We start from the raw sequence: 15,363 nt of genomic DNA, 5'->3' as shown, positions 1-15,363 counted from the left end.
ACGAGGCAGTCCGCGCGGCGGATTGCCTCGTTCTGTTTTGCCGGTCACAACCGGTGCGACCTGATTGATTGCGGAGCCAGCCTTGTTCGATCTTATCCTTGCCGCTGCGACCCATGCGGCTCCTGCTCTTGGTGGCCCCGCCGACATCTGGGCGTCGATCGTCAAGGATTTCAGCAATATCACCGAGCCGGCCGCCTTCTCGGCCTTTCTCCAGGTGCTGATGATCGACCTCGTCCTGGCGGGCGACAACGCGATCGTGGTCGGCGCGCTCGCCGCGGGCCTTCCGCCCGAGCAGCGCAAGAAGGTCATCCTGATCGGCGTTGCCGCGGCGCTGGTGCTGCGCATTCTCTTCGCGCTGATCGTCACCCAGTTGCTGCAGATCGTCGGCCTGATCCTGGTTGGCGGGCTGCTCCTGTTGTGGGTGGCCTGGAAAATGTGGCGCGAGCTTCGCCACCACGGTGAAAGCGGCGGCAGCCCGGAAGTGGCTGGCGACGAGCATAGCGGTCTGCGCCCCGCCAAGAGCTTCGCCGGCGCTGCCTGGGCCGTTGCGGTGGCCGACGTGTCGATGAGCCTCGACAATGTGCTGGCGGTCGCCGGGGCGGCGCGTGAGCACCCCGGAATCCTTATCGTCGGCCTGATCTTTGCGGTGGCTCTGATGGGTCTCGCAGCCAACGTCATTGCCCGTTACATCGAGCGTTATCGCTGGATCGCCTACGTCGGCCTGGCGGTGATCCTCTATGTCGCGGTCAAGATGATCTACGATGGCTGGGTCGATCCGCAAGTCGGGCTCGGTCGCCTCTTCGGCTAAGCTGATCTTGCCACGACGCCCGTGCTAAGGGCATCGCTGGCGAGGTGACCACCGACACCATCTTCGCGCTTTCGAGCGGGGCCTTACCGGCTGCGATCGCCATTGTCCGGGTCAGCGGGCCGCTGGCGGAAAGCGGCGTAGAGCGTCTGGCAGGCACCCTCCCCGAGCCACGACGAGCGGCCGTGCGACGCCTCGTTGCCGCCAATGGCGACCTGATCGATGAAGCGCTGATCCTTCGTTTTCCGGCGCCGCATACCGCAACCGGCGAATCGTTGGTCGAGATACACCTTCACGGCGGCCGCGCCGTGGTCGCGCGTTGCCTGGCCGAACTTGCCACGCTCCCCGGCTTGCGCGAAGCCGAGCCTGGCGAATTCACCCGCCGGGCCATGCTCAACGGTCGCCTAGACCTCACCCAGGCGGAGGGTCTTGCCGACCTTCTCTCCGCCGAAACTGAGTGGCAACGCCGTGCTGCCATGGAGAGCGCCGGCGGCCGCTTGCGGCAGCAGATCGAGAAATGGCGCGAGCGGGTCGTCATGCTGTCCGCGCAGGCGGAAGCGGCGATCGATTATGTCGGCGACGAAGATGAGACCGGGCTTGATCTCGCGGTGCTGGTCGCCGACGTGGAATCGCTGGTTACAGAGTGGCGCGCCTGGCTTGCTCGCCCGCCAGCCGAGATGCTGCAGCAAGGCGTCAAGGTTGTTCTCGCAGGTCCGCCGAACAGCGGGAAATCAAGCCTGTTCAATGCCTTGCTCGGTAGCGACAAGGCAATTGTCACGCCGATCGCAGGCACTACCCGCGACGTGCTGGAAGCGCGGCTCGATCTTGATGGCATCCTGCTCATCCTCCACGATACGGCTGGACTTCACCATAGCGAGGACCAAGTCGAGCAGATTGGCGTCGAACGGGCGCAGCGTGCCTCGGCAGCCGCGGATCTTCTGCTCTGGCTAGGGGAACCCACCGAAGCGCCGACTGCCCAAGCCGTCATCAAGGTCCACTCCCGCGCTGATGAGCGCGACCCCGCTCCGCCGGGAAGCGTGCCGGCTTCTGTTCGTCAGGCGGGCGGAATCGACTTGCTGCAGGAAGAGCTGATGATGATGGCGAAGTCTCTCCTGCCTCCCCCAGATCATGCGACGCTCAATCGCCGACAAAATCGGCTCTTGAACCAAGCCCTCTCCAGTTTGGTGAATGTAAGTCAGGCTGACCTGCTTGTCTCGGCGGAAATGCTCCGCCAGGCACTACACGCCTTGGATCAGATAAGTGGGCGGCAGAGCACCGATGATGTGCTGGATGCGCTATTCGGACGCTTCTGCCTCGGGAAATAGCTTGTTTCACGTGAAACAGGTCGCGAACGCTGGCCCCCATCGTTATGGCGCCCGTATGTACGACGTTGTGGTCATTGGTGCGGGTCATGCCGGGTGCGAGGCTGCTGCCGCTGCAGCTCGAGCAAGCGCGAAAGTCGCTTTGCTCTCCTTCCGCCCTACCGATGCCGGGCAGATGAGCTGCAATCCATCCATTGGCGGTGTCGGCAAAGGACATCTGGTTCGCGAAGTCGACGTGTTCGACGGTCTCATGGCACGTGCTGCAGATGCCGCCGCCCTCCATCGTCGCATCCTCAATCGGAGCAAGGGACCCGCAGTTTGGGGGCCGCGCGTCCAAGCGGATCGCTTCCACTACCGCGCGGCGATCGAGGCGCTTCTGGCGGAGCTTCCCATTGAGCGCCTCTATGCGGAGGCTTTTGCCCTCCGGCTACGCGGTGGTCAGGTTTTTGGCGTCGAACTTGCAGACGGGTCGCTCCTGCCGTCGCGATCGATTGTCCTTGCGACCGGCACCTTCCTCGGTGCGCGCATCCATATCGGGTTGGAAAGCAAGCCGGCTGGCCGCTCCGGTGAGCAGGCAAGCATCAAGCTGGCCGCGCAAATTCGCGAACTCGGATTGGCGCCGACGCGCTTAAAGACCGGAACGCCGCCGCGGTTGGATGGGCGCACGATCGATTGGGCGACGCTTCAGGAGCAGCCGAGCGACGTGGAGCCGTGGACGTTCTCCGCGCATCCGGACTCTGTGCTCCGCTTGCCCCAGCTCCGCTGTGCAATCACCCGAACGAGCACTGAAACCCACGACATCATCCGCGACGCCGAAGCGATGTCGCCGCTGTACTCCGGCGCGATCGCAGGGCGAGGCCCGCGTTATTGCCCCTCCATCGAAGACAAGGTTCGTCGCTTCGGTGATCGTGATGGCCACCAGATCTTCCTGGAGCCGGAAGGGCTTGCTGATCACCTCGTTTATCCAAATGGAATCTCGACCTCAATGCCGGTCGATGTCCAGCAGGCGTTTGTCCGCAGCATTCCCGGCCTTCACCGCGCGGAGATCGCCCGCCCCGGCTACGCGGTCGAATACGAGTTCCTTGACCCCCGCCGCCTCGGCACCGACCTCCAGCACCGTGAGTTGCCGGGGTTGTTCCTGGCGGGGCAGATCAATGGGACTACGGGCTATGAAGAGGCGGCGGCGCAGGGGCTTGTGGCTGGGCTCAACGCCGCGCGCTACGTGCAAGGGAAGGAGCCTCAAACCTTTGACCGGCGCAGCAGCTACATCGGGGTAATGGTCGACGACCTCACATTGCAGGGCGTCAGCGAGCCTTACCGGATGATGACCGCGCGGGCCGAGTATCGGCTCCTGCTGCGAGCAGATAATGCGGTCAGCCGGCTTGGAGCGGCGGCACTAGCTTCTGACGCAGTATCCTCGCGCCGGAGGAAGGCAATCCAGGATCATCTTGAGCGCAGAGAGAACCCCGCGTTTGCCGACACCGAAGAAGGTCAGGCGGACGCGCTCTATGCTCCCTATGTGGAGCGGCAAAGGCGCGAATGGGACGCAGTAGACCGGGCTCGTTCAGCGCGCCTTCCCAATGATCTCGATTTCCGAGCGCTGCCTGGGCTTTCGGCTGAAATGGCGGAGCGCTTGGAAGCAGCGCGGCCCGAGACGCTCGATCAAGCGTCGCGTGTCCCCGGCGTCACGCCGGCGGCACTAACGGCGTTGCACGTGGGGTTTGCACGGGCTGCGGCATGAGTGTTTCACGTGAAACAGACACGGCCCTGAGGAATTTCTCGAGTCTACTCCTCGCTGAGAACGAAAGACAAAACCTTATCAGCCGCCGCAGTGCAGACGAATTGTGGACGCGGCATATCGACGACTGTCTTCAACTACTGGACCACGCGCCGTTGGACGGTCGGTGGCTCGATATCGGCAGCGGTCCGGGACTTCCCGGAATCGTGCTGGCGATCGCGGGCGTTCGGCACATCACGCTGGTTGAGCCGCGCCGCCTGCGCACTGAATTTCTTGAGCGTTGCCGTGATGAGCTTGGCCTAGCCAACCTGACAATCGTCACCGGCAAGGCCGAGCAGCTCAAAGGACAATTCGACGTCATCACCGCTCGTGCTGTGGCGACTCTCGACAAATTGTTCGCAATCGGGACTCCACTGATCGCATCAGAGGGCCGATGGGTGCTTCCGAAGGGCCGAAGCGCTGAGAAGGAACTGGTAGAAGCAAGTGCCACGTGGCAAGGTGACTTTCAGCTAAAGACCAGCCGAACCGACCCGGACGCACGGATCCTGGTTGCCGAGCGGGTCCGGCGCAGGATGGGGCGGGAATGATCAAGGTCGCGATTGCCAATCAAAAAGGCGGGGTCGGCAAGACCACCACCGCCATCAACCTCGCCACCGGGCTGGCCGCGATGGGCTGGAAGGTGCTGCTCATCGATCTCGATCCGCAGGGTAACGCCTCAACTGGTCTCGGTGTCGGACCGCAAGCACGCGAGCGTTCTTCCTATGAGGTGCTGATTGGATCGGAGAGCGTCGCGGCGGCCGTACAGCCGACCCGTGTCCCGCGTCTCGATCTTATGCCGGCGACGCAGGATCTTTCGGGCGCCGAGGTGGAGCTGGTGGAACTTGAGCGGCGCACGCATCGCCTGGCCGATGCGCTTGATGCCGCGCCGCAGCGATGGGATATCTGCCTGATCGACAGCCCGCCGTCGCTCGGGCTGCTCACCGTCAACGCACTCATCGCCGCTCGCCATCTGCTCGTGCCGTTGCAGTGCGAATTCTTTGCACTCGAAGGGCTCAGCCAGCTCCTTCAGACGGTGGAACGCATCCGCACCCGGTTCAATCCTGAGCTCTCCATTCTGGGCGTCGCTCTGACGATGTTCGATCGCCGCAATCGTTTGTCTGCGCAGGTGGCGGAGGACGTCCGCGCGTGCCTTGGCTCGGCGGTGTTCGACACCGTGGTGCCGCGCAACGTGCGACTGTCCGAAGCTCCGAGTCATGGTCTTCCGGCGCTGATCTATGACCTGCGCTGTTCGGGCTCGGCAGCCTATGTTGGCCTCGCCCGCGAGCTGATGGCGCGACTGCCGGCATTGAAGGAGGCCGCATGAACCAGCAGGCACGCGGGCTTGGCCGCGGTCTTTCCGCGCTGCTGGGTGACGTGCCCGTTGCCGCTCCTGCGGGGAGCGCCGAGGGCGTGCGCGAGATCGAGATCGGCTCCATCCAGCCCAACCCGCGGCAGCCACGCCGGACCTTTGCCGAAGGTCCTCTTGCTGAACTAGCCGAGTCGATTGCCGCACGGGGCGTGCTGCAGCCGATCCTGGTCCGCCCCGCCGCGGAGCCTGGCCGGTTCGAGATCGTCGCGGGCGAACGCCGCTGGCGCGCGGCGCAGCGGGCGCAGGTGCATCGGATCCCGGCCATCGTCCGTAACTTCGACGAGGCGGGCACGGCCGAGGTCGCGCTGATCGAGAATGTGCAGCGTGCCGATCTTGGGCCGCTTGAGGAAGCCGACGCCTATGCCGCGCTGGTGGAGCGCTTCGGCCATAAGCCGGAAGAAGTCGGAAAGCTCGTCGGCAAGAGCCGCAGTCACGTCTCCAACTTGTTGAGATTGCGTGATCTTCCTGAAAGCGTCCGAGGGCACCTGGAAGCCGGCACGCTGACCATGGGCCATGCTCGCGCCATCGCCTCCTCCGCCGATGCCGAGCAGCTTGCCGAGCAGATCGTCAGCCGCGGGCTATCCGTGCGCCAGGCCGAAGCGCTTGCGCGCAAGCGTCGGCCGGGCGGTGATGGCGAGCCCTCTCGGGGCAGCAATCGCCTGTCCTCGGCGGCGCGCGATGCCGATCTGCTCGCGCTCGAACGCCAGCTTGGCGATCTTCTCGGGCTCAAGGTGACGATCCAGCACAAGGGTGGCGCGGGGCAGGTCAGTGTGGCTTTCTCGAGCCTCGACCAGCTCGATCTCATCTGTCAGCGGCTGAGCGGCGAACCGATTTAAGCGAGCCGGTCAGCGGCCGTTTGCAGCCGCGACGCGCGCCAGTTGCATCAAGGTCTCGCCGAGTGCCGCACCCGGCGGCACGGGGCGGAGAAGGATCTCGCGCTCCAGCTTCTGCACGCGCTGAAAGGCTTCCGACAAGCGTGGACCCGTCCACCGCGGGAGAATCCGGCTGACGATGGGCTTGTCGCGCTGCCACACGGATTGCGTGACGGAGCCTACCGGTTGCCCCTGCTCCACCCTTGCCCTGAGCGGAGCCAGCATCAGCAAGCGACGTTGCAGTGCGCGGACGACCGGAATGGCGTCCATCGCCGCTGCGTCCATCAGCGCCAGTTCGGTCGCCAGCGCCGCGACATCGCCGGCCAGCGCAAGGTCGCCAGCGCGGCCATATTCCGCCTCGGCCTGGTCGATTCCCAAGGCATCGACGACCGTCTCGTCGAGCTCCGTCGGCTGGTCAGGCGAGGCACCCGCATAAAGCGCGAACTTCTGCAGTTCGAGCTGAGCAAGGATGAGGTCGCCGCCGGCTTCCTCCGCAATCCGCTCGGCCAAGGCCGGGGTGACCCGCAAGCCTTCGTTGCGGGCGAGTTCCGTCACGGCGGTCATCTGCTCGCGCGGGGTTTGCTGTTCGCTGGCGACGTGAAGCGCGACCTTGCTGCTTTCGGCAAGCTTGAGCAGGGTGCTGGTCTTCTTGAGCGAGCCGTTCGTGATCGCCACAGCCGGTGCTTCGATGCGTTCCAGTGCCAACAGCGCTTCGATCGCCGGCACGATCTCCTCGCCCGCGGGCTCGATCCACAACAGGCGTGCGCCACCGAACATCGGCAAGCTGGCGGCTTCGTCGGCCAGCCAGGCGGGATCGGACTTGACCTGCGGAGCCGAGACGCTGATCTTTTCGGCCGTGAGCGCCGTCAGCAGCCGCTGTGCAAACAGGCGGCTGGAGGCATTGTCGGCGCCGCTGAAGAGGTAGAAGCGGCAGGAGGGGTCCGGGCGATCGAGCGCAGCTGCGGCCTTGTCCCGGTGGAGCTTCACCGACGCACCCTTCGTCCGGCGTAAAGACCCAGGCGGGCGACGATCTGGTCAGCGACGACCTGCGCCAGCCGCTCGGCAGCGGTCTGCTCGGCCGCCAGGGTCGCGACGTCGGAGCTGACGACGTCGATGCCGGCGTCCGAGCCTGCGGTGGCGTCGAGCACGACCTGGCCGGTAGCGTTGTCGACGAGGCGGTAGCGCGCGCGAACCGTGCGGCGCTCACGCGTGACCGCGGTGTCGCCGCGGATGCCGAAGCTGGTGAGGTCGTCGTCGACCTCGACCTCGAGCCGGTAGCGGCGGTCGCCTTGCGTTGGTTCACCCAGGCGGTCGGCAAGCGCAGCGCGGAGCAGCCAGCCGGTTCTCCCCCCGTGGATCGGCTGCACTGCGACCGACGACAGGAAGGTGGCAGTCGGCCCGCTCGCCCCGCCGCCGTAGACGGGCCTGAGGCCGCAACCGGCGGTCAGGGTCGCTGCCGCGAGGATGAGGGCGAGCCGCTTCACAACACGATGTTCACGAGGCGGTCCGGCACCACGATCACCTTCTTGGGCGCCGCGTCGCCGAGCAGCGCAGCGATCTTGTCGGCGCCGAGCGCCATTGCCTGCAAATCCTCGCGCGCCATTCCGCGCGGCGCATTGAGCGTGTGGCGCAGCTTGCCGTTGACCTGCACCGCGATGGTCACTTCCTCGTCGACCAGCAGGGCAGGATCGAAGGCCGGCCAGGGCTGGTCGACGATCAGGCCCTCGCCGCAGAGTGCTGACCAGGCTTCTTCCGCAAGGTGCGGAGCCATCGGAGCGATGAGGACGATGAGGGCGCGGACAGCAGCGCTGCGGTCTGCCGAGGGGTTGGCTTTCTCGATGGCGCTGACCAACTCGTACAAGGCGGCAACGGCCTTGTTGAATTGCAGGCCGTCGATCGCCCCGCCGACCGCGGCAATGGCGCGGTGGAGCTTGCGGACGAGGGCCGTGTCGTTGCCTTCGGCAACCGCCGGACTCGTCGCTAGGCGCCACACGCGCTGAACGAAGCGCGAGGCACCTTCGATGCCGCCGATCGACCATTCGAGATCGCGTTCGGGCGGCGAATCCGACAGCATGAACCAGCGCACGGCGTCGGCGCCGTAGCGGTCGATGATGGCGTCCGGGTCGACCACGTTCTTCTTCGACTTGGACATCTTCTCGACCCGGCCGGGTTCGACCGTCTGACCGGATGCGCGAGCTTCAGCGGCTTCCTCCGGCGACAGCCACTTGCCGTCCGCCGACTTGTAGGTCTCGTGCGTGACCATGCCTTGCGTGAAGAGGCCTTTGAAGGGCTCCTTCACCGACAGCTTGCCGATGCGCTCCAGCGCGCGGGTCCAGAAGCGGGCGTAGAGCAGGTGCAGGATCGCATGCTCGACGCCGCCGATATACTGGCCGACCGGCAGCCAGGCTTCCGCTTCGGCGCGGTCGAACGGCTTGTCGTCGGGCTGCGAGGCGAAGCGAATGAAGTACCAGCTGCTGTCAACGAAGGTGTCGAGCGTGTCGGTCTCGCGCCGGGCGGGCTTGCCGCACTTGGGGCAGTCGGCCTTGTTCCAGGTCGGGTGGCGGTCGAGCGGATTGCCGGGGACGTCGAAGGTGACGTCTTCGGGCAGGACCACCGGCAGTTGCGCCTTGGGCACCGGCACCGCGCCGCACGCATCGCAATGGATGATGGGGATCGGCGTGCCCCAATAGCGCTGGCGGCTGACGCCCCAGTCGCGCAGGCGATACTGCGTCTTGCCCTCGCCCCAGCCGTCGGCCTCGGCGCGGCGGATGATCTCGGCCTTGGCTTCGTCGGTCGTCATGCCATCGAGAAAGCGGCTGTTGACCGCGACGCCGGGCGCGTTCTCGGCTTCACTCAGCGGCGCGTCGGCCTGGTCGGCGGACGGCGCAACCACGCGCTTGATCGGCAGGCCGTATTTGGTGGCGAATTCGAAATCGCGCGCGTCGTGGCCGGGCACGCCGTAGAGCGCGCCGGTGCCGTAATCCATCAGCACGAAGTTGGCGATCCACACCGGCAGGCGCCAGTCGGGGTCGAACGGATGCGTGACGGTCAGCCCGGTGTCAAAGCCGAGCTTCTCTGCGGTCTCGATCTCGGCCGCGGTGGTGCCGCCCTGCTTCGCCAGCGCGATGAAGTCGGCGACGTCCTGCCGCTCGCCCGCCAGTGCTTCGGCGATCGGGTGGCCCGGCGAGATGGCAAGGAAGCTGGCGCCGAAGATGGTGTCCGGACGGGTGGTGAACACCTCGATGTTGCCGCCCTCGGGCCTATCGAAGCGAAATTGCAGGCCGCGGCTCTTGCCGATCCAGTTCTCCTGCATCAGCCGGACCTTGTCGGGCCATTGGTCGAGGCTTCCGAGACCCTCGAGCAGCTCTTCGGCGAAGTCGGTGATGCGGAGGAACCACTGGTTGAGCTTGCGCCGTTCGACCAGCGCGCCGGAGCGCCAGCCGCGACCGTCGATCACCTGCTCGTTGGCGAGCACGGTCATGTCGACCGGATCCCAGTTCACCTCGGATTCGCGGCGAAAGACGAGGCCGGCTTCGAACAGGTCGAGGAACAGCGCCTGTTCGTGGCCGTAATAATCGGGCTTGCAGGTGGCGAGTTCGCGGCTCCAGTCGAGCGCGAAGCCGAGGCGCTTCAGCTGCGCCTTCATCTGTTCGATGTTCTGGAGGGTCCAGGCGCCTGGATGAACGCCTTTTTCCATCGCCGCATTCTCGGCCGGCATGCCGAACGCATCCCAACCCATCGGGTGGAGCACTTCATGCCCCTGCGCGCGGCGGTAGCGGGCGAGGACGTCGCCCATGGTGTAGTTGCGGACGTGGCCCATGTGGATGCGTCCGCTGGGATACGGAAACATCTCAAGGACATAGGACTTGGGCTTGGGGCTGGTGCTGTCGGCGCGGAAGCAGCCGTCTGCTTCCCACCGCTCCTGCCAGCGGGCTTCGCTCGCCGCCGGATCGAAACGGTCGGTGGTCATGCGGCTTCCTTCAGGTTGGGGTGGCGTCCTTAGCCGCCGACGGCGGCGCGGCGGATGTCGCGGGCGCGGGTAAGGATGATGTCCTCGAGCTTCTGGACCGTGGCGGCGGTGACCGGCGCGTCGACCCACTGGCCGTTCTGGTTAACCTGGCGGCTGGCGGCGACGCGGAGGGCATCGGCGCGGAGGTCCTGGTCGAGGATCGAGACGGTCAGCTTGACCCGCTCACCCGGGGAATTGGGATTGGCGTACCAGTCGGTGACGATTACGCCGCCGTTGCTGTCGGCGGTGACCAGCGGCGCGAAGCTCAGCGTGTCGATGGCAGCGCGCCACAGATAGCTGTTCACGCCGATAGCGGTGGTCCGCGACGGGGCGAGCTCGACCGGGATGTCACGGTTTCGGCTGCAGCCGGCAGTCGCCACCAGCGTGGTCGACAGGAGGAGAACGGCGAGCGAACGGCGCATAGAGAGCTTCCCGGGTGCAAACGGTGAATAGGTCGTTGTCTCTGCTCTATAGAAGCTGCGCCCACCCCCGCAACCCGTAAGCAAATGGTCCGGCTTGTGGATTCCCTGCCACAGCGCCGGGTTAAACCGGGCCGGTCGTGGAACATTCAGCTCAGCCAGCCTATGTACCGGGTGAAGGAACGGGGAAGCTATGAGTCGCTGGGGTCAGGAAAAGAGCAAGTGGGCCGTGGCAGTTGCCGCGGTGAGCCTGCTGCTGCCTGCGTCCGTGGTCATCGCGGCTCCGCAGAAGAAGCGTCCGGCGGCGGTGTCGCTGAGCTTCGATGGCGGGTTCACCCCGGCTCAGGCCGATCCGCGGCTCGCGGCGGCGCTGGCCAGCCGCCCGGCACTTGCCTCAGACTTCCGCTTCACGCCCTCGGCGGCGAAGCAGCGTCCTTCGCAGATCCGCATTGCGGTGCGCGCGCGTGCCACCTCGCCGACGCAGGTCGCCCTGCGGGAGCGGGCGGCGGCGGCAGCCCCGATGGCCGCGGGCCTGCCGCTCACCCCGGCATCGTATAACCTCGGCGCGGCGGTTGGCTGGAAGCGGTTCGCTGTTTCCGCCGACGTCAGCAAGGCCGAGGGCGCCACCCCGGCGCTCGCTCCGCGCGAAGGCGCCACGGTCGGCGTCAGCTACAGCATCAAGAAGTTCACCGGCCGCGTCGCCGCCAGCGCCGATCGCGCGTCGGCGGAGCGCAAGGCGCCGATCGTCGATCCGACGACCTACGCGCTCGATGTCGGCGGTGCCTACAACATCAGCCGCAACATCGCGGTGACCGGCGGCGTCAAGTACAAGATCGAGCGCGAGCAGCTCGCCACCGTGCGCGACCAGCGCCGCGACAGCCAGGCGGTCTACGTCGGCACCGCCGTCAAGTTCTAAGCCCAGGCGTCGATTGCCGCCCATCCCGCCCAGCCGCGGGCGATCAGTTTCTTGCCACGTGACTGGGTGACGCCGCCAAGCGCATAGGCCGGACAGCCGGCCAGAGCGGCAAGTTGTGCTGCCTTTGCCTCTCCCAAGGGCTCCGCATCAGGGTGGCTGCGGGTAGCGTAGAGCGGCGAGACGAACACGAAGGCCGGACTGCGCCGTGCCGCCTCACGAGCCTGAGCGTCGTCGTGTACCGACAAGCTGAACGGCAGGGCGCCGCTTTCTCCCACCGGATTGTGGACGAAGTCGGCGCCGAGGTCGGCGGCCAGCAAGGAATCGCGCGACAAGCCGAGCACCGCGCCGCTTGCCAGCACTTCGCTTGCCAAGGCGCGGCGAATGGCAGCGGACGAATGATGATGGCGGACGATGACCCCTGCCCCGGCCTCTGCTGCACGCGCGATGGCCGCGCCCAGCGTGTCGCCCATCCGCTCGTCGGTCATCAGCCAGGCCCGGGGCCACGATTGCCTTTGCATCGGCTTTGCTTCTAGCAGCCCCTCATGTCCGATGCAGCCACCCGCCTCCACGCCATCCGCTCCGCCGTTGCCGACGCTGCCAAGGCGGGCCGGCGCGAGGCGTCGGAGGTCACGATCGTCGCGGTCAGCAAGAATCGTTCGGTCGAGCAGATCGAGGAGCTGATCGAGGCCGGGCAACGCCACTTCGGCGAGAATCGCGTACAGGAGGCGCAGGCCAAGTGGCCTGCGCTCAAGGCACGCTATCCCGATGTCGTGCTGCACATGGTCGGGCAGTTGCAGTCGAACAAGGCGGAAGAAGCGGCGGCGCTGTTCGACGTGATCCACTCGCTGGACCGGCCGAGCCTCGGCGCGGCACTGGTCAAGGCGGGGTGGACGGGGCCGACCTATCTGCAGGTCAACATCGGTGAAGAGGAGCAGAAGGGCGGCGTTGCCATTGCCGAGCTGCCGACCTTCCTCTCGGACGTGCGCGCGACCGGGCTGCACGTCGCCGGGCTGATGGCCATCCCGCCGAGCGAGGTCGAGCCTTCCCCCTACTTCGCGCTGCTGGCGAAGCTCGCGCGGCGGCATGACGTCAGCGGCTTGTCGATGGGCATGAGCGGCGACTTCCGTAGCGCGGTGATGCTGAGTGCGACCTTGGTGCGGATCGGCACCGCCTTCTTCGAGGACTAGACGCGCCGCTCAGTCGAGGTGGCCGCTCTTCGCCTTTTTCACGTCGAGATAATGGGCGTTGTGCGGGTTGGCCGGAAGCCGGTGCGCAACTCGGGTGGCGGCGATGCCTTGCGCCTGAAGCCCCTCGAGCTTGGCCGGATTATTGGTCAGCAGCCGCACCTCGCTGACGCCCAGGGCGCGCAGCATGGCCGCAGCGAGGGCATAGTCGCGCTCGTCGTCAGCGAAGCCGAGGCGGTGGTTGGCCTCTACCGTGTCCAGCCCGCGATCCTGTAGCGCATAGGCCCGAATCTTGTTGGCGAGCCCGATCCCCCGTCCTTCCTGCCGCAGGTAGAGCAGGATCCCGCCGCCTTCTGCTTCCATCAACTGCAGCGCGGCGCTGAGCTGAGGGCCGCAATCGCATTTGAGGCTGCCGAATACATCGCCGGTCAGGCATTCGCTGTGAAGACGAACGAGCGGTGCATGGCCGCCCGGTGCACCGACCAGCAGCGCGACATGCTCGCTGCCATCCTCGTCGGAGCGCATGGCGACGATCTGGGTGGGTGGTCCGAGCCCCTCGACCGGCAACAGGGCGCGCGCAGCGATGGCAACGCTCGCGGGCCTGGTGGCGGCAAGCGCTTCTTCCGGCGAGAGGTGGAGCGTCGCTTCGCTGCCGAGCAGCCACAGCGCCGGCATCAGCCCGGCACGACGGGCAAGCGCGAGGGCGGCTTGAGCGGCGTAGGAATCGGGCACGGTGCCAGCCTGCAGTGGTCCCGGCCCGAAGCGGGCGAAGTCGCGCCCGGCATCGACAAGGTCCTGCGCTGTGGCAGGGTCGAGCCAAGGCGCGCGCTCGATCAGCACTGGCGCCTGGACGGAAGCGGAATCACGCTGGTTGCCGAGGCCGAGGGCGGCCGCGCGTGCTCCGCTCAACAGCAGGGGCGAGGATTGCTCCGCATCGGCAAGCCGGAGAAAGTCATTAGTGGCGGTCTCCACCGCCGCGACCGTTAGCAAGCCGACGCCGATCGCCCGGCCGGCACGCAGCGCGGCGATGGCCTCGGCGCCCTTGTTCAAAGGCTGAGCTCGACCACCAGCGGCACGTGGTCGGAGGGCCGCTCCCAGGCGCGGCACGGCTCGTGCACCTTGTGCATGGTTGCCTGCGGGGCGACGCTGGGGGACGCCCACATGTGATCGAGGCGGCGGCCGCGGTCGTTCTTGGTGAAATCGGGCGAGCGATAGCTCCACCAGGTGAAGCAACGTTCGGGCGCCGGGATGAACTTGCGGCCGAGATCGACCCACTCGTGCGCGGCTTGCAGCCGGCTCAACGCCTCGATCTCGATCGGGGTGTGACTGACGACGTCGACCAGCGCCTTGTGGCTCCACACGTCGCAGTCGAGCGGTGCGACGTTGAAGTCGCCGACGATCAGGGTCGGCTCGTTCAGCCCTTCCGACCAGCGCGTCATCCGCTCGATGAAGTCGAGCTTCTGCCCGAACTTGGGGTTGAGCGTGCGGTCGGGAATGTCACCGCCGGCGGGCACGTAGACGTTCTCGAGCCGGAGGCCATTCGGCAGCCGCGCGCCGACATGCCGCGCTTCGCCATTGTCCTGCCAGTCATGGCGGCCGGGCTCTTCCAGCGGGATGCGGCTGAGGATCGCGACGCCGTGATGCATCCGCTGCCCGTTCAGCGCATGGTGGACGTAGCCGCGCGAGGTGAAAAGGTCGGCGGGGAAAACCTTGTCTTCGGCCTTGGTTTCCTGAAGGCACAGGATGTCGGGCTGTTCTTCGTCGAGGAAGCGGCCGACGATGGGCACGCGGGCGCGGACGGAGTTGATGTTCCAGCTGGCGATCTTGAGTTTGCTCACCGGTCGCCCCTAGCAAGCCGGAGCCCGGAAACGCAAAGGCCCCCGCTCCGGGGGCATGGAGCGAGGGCCGACCAAGCGTTCGTCACGCGAGGGACCAGCGGTGAGCCCGGTAACAGGGGGAAACCCAAGCTCGCTCCGCGGTCAGATCTCCGCCTAGCGCTTCGCGCATGAAGCCCGCATGAACAGTAGCTTTTTCGATACGGATCACCGGGACTTAGCGCTTGCGGCCCTGCGGCTCGCGGAAGGTGAAGGCGCTGTCGGGCACCGCCACATTGTAGCGCTGGCCGTCGAGCTTCACGGTGGTGCGCTTGTTCTGCGCGTCGATCGCGGTCCAGCCTTCGAGCATCAGCCCACCCGGCGCCGAGCCGTTCTTGGAGAAGGCGAGCAGCAGGGTTCCGAACTCCGGCCGGCGCGCATCGCGGGCGCGGACGATCACCACGCCGGGGTTCGTCTGCGGCTCGATCCGGGCGATCCGCGCCAGGTTGGGTTGCGGCGAGAGGAGCACGGCGAGCGGCGAGCGGGCAATCGGCCAGGCGGACTTCTGGCCCACTTCATAGTCGATGAAGGTGAGGTTCTTGCCGTCGCCGACCATCAGCATGTTGGCGCCCGCGCCATATTCGAAGCGGATCTTGCCCGGCCGCTTGAGGCTAAGCGTGCCCGACTGCGTGCGGCCGCGGCCGTCCGATTGGGTGAAGCGAGCCGTCATCGAGTTGGTGGCGGCAAGGCTCTGCTCGACCGCCTTCAGCGGGGTTGCCTGCTGCGCGACGGCCGCAGGCGCGGCCAGCGTCAGGGCAGCAGCGGCACCGAGCAGGCGTGCGAAACGGGTCTGGGACATTGGAACTCCTGAAGTCA

General features: G+C 66.5%; 16 protein-coding genes. 8 read left to right on the top strand and 8 right to left on the bottom strand.

The annotated features are described in order from the left end of the window. Positions 1-82: 82 nt before the first annotated feature. Genes ACP69Z_RS03420 through ACP69Z_RS03395 form a run of 6 tightly spaced genes read left to right on the top strand, consistent with a single transcriptional unit; the run spans position 83 to position 6,109 of the window. Positions 83-808 carry a YjbE family putative metal transport protein gene (locus ACP69Z_RS03420; RefSeq protein ID WP_426266147.1) on the top strand — a complete coding sequence of 242 codons (726 nt, stop codon included), beginning with the start codon at positions 83-85 and terminating at the stop codon, positions 806-808. Positions 809-852: 44 nt separating this feature from the next. After that, positions 853-2,130 carry a tRNA uridine-5-carboxymethylaminomethyl(34) synthesis GTPase MnmE gene (gene mnmE / locus ACP69Z_RS03415; protein ID WP_426266146.1) on the top strand — a complete coding sequence of 426 codons (1,278 nt, stop codon included), beginning with the start codon at positions 853-855 and terminating at the stop codon, positions 2,128-2,130. A 55-nt stretch (positions 2,131-2,185) separates the two neighbouring features. After that, positions 2,186-3,868: a tRNA uridine-5-carboxymethylaminomethyl(34) synthesis enzyme MnmG gene (gene mnmG / locus ACP69Z_RS03410; RefSeq protein WP_426266145.1), complete on the top strand. Its 1,683-nt coding sequence runs from the start codon at positions 2,186-2,188 to the stop codon at positions 3,866-3,868. Continuing rightward, entirely contained in the window at positions 3,865-4,452 is a 588-nt protein-coding gene (rsmG, locus tag ACP69Z_RS03405) for a 16S rRNA (guanine(527)-N(7))-methyltransferase RsmG (RefSeq protein WP_426266144.1), read from the top strand. The genes mnmG and rsmG overlap by 4 nt, the downstream gene beginning before the upstream one ends. Next, positions 4,449-5,228, top strand: a complete 780-nt coding sequence (locus tag ACP69Z_RS03400; protein WP_426266143.1) for a ParA family protein — start codon at positions 4,449-4,451, stop codon at positions 5,226-5,228. The genes rsmG and ACP69Z_RS03400 overlap by 4 nt, the downstream gene beginning before the upstream one ends. Further along, the gene (locus tag ACP69Z_RS03395; protein ID WP_426266142.1) at positions 5,225-6,109 is read left to right on the top strand and encodes a ParB/RepB/Spo0J family partition protein; all 885 of its coding nucleotides are present in this window, start codon (positions 5,225-5,227) and stop codon (positions 6,107-6,109) included. Before ACP69Z_RS03400 ends, ACP69Z_RS03395 begins: the two co-directional genes overlap by 4 nt. Before the next feature lie 9 nt (positions 6,110-6,118). On the opposite strand, the gene ACP69Z_RS03390 is transcribed toward ACP69Z_RS03395, so the two are convergent. The 4 genes from ACP69Z_RS03390 to ACP69Z_RS03375 are packed head-to-tail and all read right to left on the bottom strand — an operon-like array spanning position 6,119 to position 10,576. Continuing rightward, positions 6,119-7,132, bottom strand: coding sequence for a DNA polymerase III subunit delta (locus ACP69Z_RS03390; RefSeq protein WP_426266141.1), 1,014 nt, complete (start codon positions 7,130-7,132; stop codon positions 6,119-6,121). Continuing rightward, positions 7,129-7,629: an LPS assembly lipoprotein LptE gene (gene lptE / locus ACP69Z_RS03385; RefSeq protein WP_426266140.1), complete on the bottom strand. Its 501-nt coding sequence runs from the start codon at positions 7,627-7,629 to the stop codon at positions 7,129-7,131. Before lptE ends, ACP69Z_RS03390 begins: the two co-directional genes overlap by 4 nt. After that, on the bottom strand, positions 7,626-10,115 hold the full coding sequence (leuS, locus tag ACP69Z_RS03380) for a leucine--tRNA ligase (protein WP_426266139.1): 2,490 nt from the start codon (positions 10,113-10,115) through the stop codon (positions 7,626-7,628). The genes lptE and leuS overlap by 4 nt, the downstream gene beginning before the upstream one ends. A gap of 29 nt (positions 10,116-10,144) precedes the next feature. After that, positions 10,145-10,576, bottom strand: coding sequence for a DUF3576 domain-containing protein (locus ACP69Z_RS03375; RefSeq protein WP_426266138.1), 432 nt, complete (start codon positions 10,574-10,576; stop codon positions 10,145-10,147). Positions 10,577-10,766: 190 nt separating this feature from the next. Here ACP69Z_RS03375 and ACP69Z_RS03370 point away from each other — a divergent pair, with 190 nt between their 5' ends. Beyond that, entirely contained in the window at positions 10,767-11,489 is a 723-nt protein-coding gene (locus ACP69Z_RS03370; protein ID WP_426266137.1) for a porin, read from the top strand. Here the strand turns inward: ACP69Z_RS03370 and ACP69Z_RS03365 are convergent. Next, positions 11,486-11,974, bottom strand: coding sequence for a thiamine phosphate synthase (locus ACP69Z_RS03365; RefSeq protein WP_426266136.1), 489 nt, complete (start codon positions 11,972-11,974; stop codon positions 11,486-11,488). The genes ACP69Z_RS03370 and ACP69Z_RS03365 overlap by 4 nt on opposite strands. A gap of 57 nt (positions 11,975-12,031) precedes the next feature. On the opposite strand from ACP69Z_RS03365, the gene ACP69Z_RS03360 reads away from it, so the two are divergent. Next, positions 12,032-12,676 carry a YggS family pyridoxal phosphate-dependent enzyme gene (locus tag ACP69Z_RS03360; RefSeq protein WP_426266135.1) on the top strand — a complete coding sequence of 215 codons (645 nt, stop codon included), beginning with the start codon at positions 12,032-12,034 and terminating at the stop codon, positions 12,674-12,676. A 9-nt stretch (positions 12,677-12,685) separates the two neighbouring features. Here ACP69Z_RS03360 and ribA read toward each other — a convergent pair whose 3' ends face one another. From ribA to ACP69Z_RS03345, 3 genes are all read right to left on the bottom strand, one after another. After that, the gene (gene ribA / locus ACP69Z_RS03355; RefSeq protein ID WP_426266134.1) at positions 12,686-13,723 is read right to left on the bottom strand and encodes a GTP cyclohydrolase II; all 1,038 of its coding nucleotides are present in this window, start codon (positions 13,721-13,723) and stop codon (positions 12,686-12,688) included. Continuing rightward, positions 13,720-14,511: an exodeoxyribonuclease III gene (locus ACP69Z_RS03350; RefSeq protein WP_426266133.1), complete on the bottom strand. Its 792-nt coding sequence runs from the start codon at positions 14,509-14,511 to the stop codon at positions 13,720-13,722. The genes ribA and ACP69Z_RS03350 overlap by 4 nt, the downstream gene beginning before the upstream one ends. Positions 14,512-14,725: 214 nt before the next feature. Next, positions 14,726-15,346, bottom strand: coding sequence for a LolA family protein (locus tag ACP69Z_RS03345; RefSeq protein ID WP_426266132.1), 621 nt, complete (start codon positions 15,344-15,346; stop codon positions 14,726-14,728). Between the last annotated feature and the right edge of the window lie 17 nt (positions 15,347-15,363).

The sequence above is a fragment of the Sphingomonas sp. LHG3443-2 genome, from assembly GCF_049896405.1.
In the GTDB taxonomy this organism is placed as follows: domain Bacteria; phylum Pseudomonadota; class Alphaproteobacteria; order Sphingomonadales; family Sphingomonadaceae; genus Sphingomicrobium.
This window is presented reverse-complemented; position numbering and strand designations above follow the sequence as displayed.

Excerpts from the sequence above, each read along its gene's own strand:
- mnmG (WP_426266145.1), top strand. The coding sequence starts at position 2,186 with ATGTACGACGTTGTGGTCATTGGTGCGGGTCATGCCGGGTGCGAGGCT.
- rsmG (WP_426266144.1), top strand. The coding sequence starts at position 3,865 with ATGAGTGTTTCACGTGAAACAGACACGGCCCTGAGGAATTTCTCGAGT.
- ACP69Z_RS03400 (WP_426266143.1), top strand. The coding sequence starts at position 4,449 with ATGATCAAGGTCGCGATTGCCAATCAAAAAGGCGGGGTCGGCAAGACC.
- ACP69Z_RS03395 (WP_426266142.1), top strand. The coding sequence starts at position 5,225 with ATGAACCAGCAGGCACGCGGGCTTGGCCGCGGTCTTTCCGCGCTGCTG.
- leuS (WP_426266139.1), bottom strand. The coding sequence starts at position 10,115 with ATGACCACCGACCGTTTCGATCCGGCGGCGAGCGAAGCCCGCTGGCAG.
- ACP69Z_RS03375 (WP_426266138.1), bottom strand. The coding sequence starts at position 10,576 with ATGCGCCGTTCGCTCGCCGTTCTCCTCCTGTCGACCACGCTGGTGGCG.
- ACP69Z_RS03370 (WP_426266137.1), top strand. The coding sequence starts at position 10,767 with ATGAGTCGCTGGGGTCAGGAAAAGAGCAAGTGGGCCGTGGCAGTTGCC.
- ACP69Z_RS03365 (WP_426266136.1), bottom strand. The coding sequence starts at position 11,974 with ATGACCGACGAGCGGATGGGCGACACGCTGGGCGCGGCCATCGCGCGT.
- ACP69Z_RS03360 (WP_426266135.1), top strand. The coding sequence starts at position 12,032 with ATGTCCGATGCAGCCACCCGCCTCCACGCCATCCGCTCCGCCGTTGCC.
- ACP69Z_RS03345 (WP_426266132.1), bottom strand. The coding sequence starts at position 15,346 with ATGTCCCAGACCCGTTTCGCACGCCTGCTCGGTGCCGCTGCTGCCCTG.